The sequence below is a fragment of the Nonomuraea rhizosphaerae genome (genome assembly GCF_019396405.1).
Lineage (GTDB): Bacteria > Actinomycetota > Actinomycetes > Streptosporangiales > Streptosporangiaceae > Nonomuraea > Nonomuraea rhizosphaerae.
Genome location: NZ_JAHKRL010000250.1, coordinates 1 through 2,388, shown reverse-complemented (window position 1 = coordinate 2,388; position 2,388 = coordinate 1). Strand labels below are relative to the sequence as shown.

Genomic DNA, 2,388 nt, shown 5'->3' with positions numbered 1-2,388 from the left:
CGGCCGGCCGAGCCCGCCGGCACCCGCGTGGCCGGCATCGCACGGGACCCGCTGGTGGTGCCGTTCTCGCTGACCCTGCCCGCCCTGGTGAGCCAGATGCACGAGCGCGGCGAGGAGGTCGCCTGCGTGGTGGACGAGCACGGCGGCCTGGCGGGCCTGGTGACCTGGGAGGACGTGGCCGAGGAGCTGGTCGGCGAGATCGCCGACGAGAACGACGTCGAGGAGGCCACCGTCGTACGGCGCGGCGACGGCTGGCAGGTCGACGCCGGGCTGCGCGTCGACGAGGTCGCCCTGGCCACCGGCCTGGAGCTGCCGGACGAGGACGAGTACGACACCGTGGCCGGGCTCATCCTGCACCGGCTCGAACGCTTCGCCGCGCCCGGCGACGTCATCACCGTCGGCCTGCCGCCGTCCCTGGACGAACGGGCGCCCAAGCAGGTGAGCGTCGAGGTGCTGAGCCTGGAGCGGCACGTCCCGCACCGCGTGCGCCTGACCCCGATCCACCCGGAACCCGAGCCCGACGCCGTTTCAGCTGACTCAGCCGATTCAGATGCCGACGACAAGCACGAGGACAAGGACGGCACGCCGTGAACCTGCCCACCGGCATCGCCGTCACCCTGCTGCTGCTCATCGGCAACGGCTTCTTCGTGGCGGCCGAGTTCGCCCTGGTCGCGGCCAAGCGCCACCGCCTGGAGCAGGCCGCCGCCAGGGGCAGCCGGGCCGCGGCGGCGGCCGTGTCCGGCATCAAGGAGCTGTCGCTGATGCTGGCCGGCGCCCAGCTCGGCATCACGCTGTGCTCGCTCGGCCTGGGCGTCGTCTCCGAGCCGGTCATCGCCGGCACGCTCACGCCGCTGTTCCACGCGGTCGGCCTGCCGGAGGCCGCCGCGCACGCCGTGGCGTTCGTGATCGCGCTGGCGCTGGTGACGTTCCTGCACATGGTGATCGGTGAGATGGCGCCCAAGTCGTGGGCCATCGCCCACCCGGAACGCTCGGCGACGCTGCTCGCGCTGCCGTTCCGCGGCTTCACCAAGGTGGTGCGCCCGCTGCTGCGGCTGCTCAACGGCATCAGCGACCTGCTGCTGCGCCTGTTCGGCGTCCGGCCGCGCACCGGCGACGCCAACCCGCGCACCCCCGAGCAGCTGGCCCACCTGGTCGAGGAGTCGCGCCGGCTCGGGCTCATCGAGGCCGACGAGCACGCCGTGCTCAGCCAGACCCTGCAGGCGCCCGCCACCGTCATCACCGAGCTGGTCACGCCGGCGGCCGACATCGTCGGCGTGCCGGCCGGCGCCGCGCCGCAGCAGGTGATCGACGAGGCCACCCGTTCGGGCCGCAGCAGGCTCGTCGTCTGGAACGGCCAGGACCCGGTGGGCATCGTCCACCTGCGCGACGCCTACCTGGCCCGCCGCCGCGACGCCCGGACCCGGGCCGGTGACCTCGCGCACCGCGTCCCCTCGGTCACCACGCGGACCTCCATCGCCGAGGCGGTGTCCGCGCTGCGGGCCGCGCACAGCCAGGTGGCGCTGGTACGCGACGACAACGGCGGGCTGGCGGGCCTGGTCACCCTGGACTCGCTGCTGACGACACTCCTGATCCCGGCCTGATGTCTTGTCCCTGAAGGGATATGCAGGCGAACAACAAGCGACTAATGGGACAATCGTTGCCATTGGTACTGTTCGCAAGAGGCAAGGCAGTCATGGCCACACGACGAGAACGTCTGCGCTACCGGTTCGACAACAGCATGTCGAAGGGGACACCCGCCCTGATCGGCTGGCTGGCGCTGGTCACCGTCGTCATGGTCGTGATCTTCGCGGGCCTGTCCGTCGTGTTCGCCTACGACGACGTGCACGACAGCTGGTACGAGGCGCTGTGGGGCAGCCTCATGCGCGCCATGGACGCGGGCACCGTCGCGGGCGACAACGAGGGCAGCGCGGTCTTCACGATCATCGGGTTCACGATCACGATCGGCGGCCTGCTGATCGTCTCCAGCCTCGTCGGTGTGCTCACCACGGGCCTGGACAACAAGCTCACCGAGCTGCGCAAGGGCCGCTCGAAGATCGTCGAGACCGGCCACACCGCCCTGATCGGCTGGTCGGACCAGATCTTCACCATCATCCCCGAGCTGGTCGAGGCCAACGAGAGCGAGAAGAACTCGTGCATCGCCGTCCTCGGCGACGGCGACAAGCTGGAGATGGAGGAGGAACTGCGCACGCGGGTCGGCGACACCGGCAGCACCCGCGTCGTGGTGCGCAGCGGCAGCGCGACCGAGCCGACCGACCTGGACCTGCTCAGCCTGGACACCGCCCGTTCGATCATCGTGCTCTCGCCGCCCGGCGAGGACTCCGACGCGCACGTGATCAAGACGCTGCTGGCGCTGACCAACCGCAACTG

The 2,388-nt window shown here is 71.1% G+C and carries 3 protein-coding genes; all 3 read left to right on the top strand.

The features are described 5' to 3' along the window. The coding region (locus KME77_RS12715) for a transporter associated domain-containing protein (protein WP_281424116.1) at nt 1-591 on the top strand (591 nt) is incomplete at its 5' end. Further along, nucleotides 588-1,601: a hemolysin family protein gene (locus KME77_RS12710; protein ID WP_219466201.1), complete on the top strand. Its 1,014-nt coding sequence runs from the start codon at nt 588-590 to the stop codon at nt 1,599-1,601. The genes KME77_RS12715 and KME77_RS12710, both read left to right, overlap by 4 nt. 92 nt (nt 1,602-1,693) lie before the next feature. After that, nucleotides 1,694-2,388: potassium channel family protein (locus tag KME77_RS12705; protein ID WP_504739326.1), on the top strand; the 695-nt coding region annotated here is incomplete at its 3' end.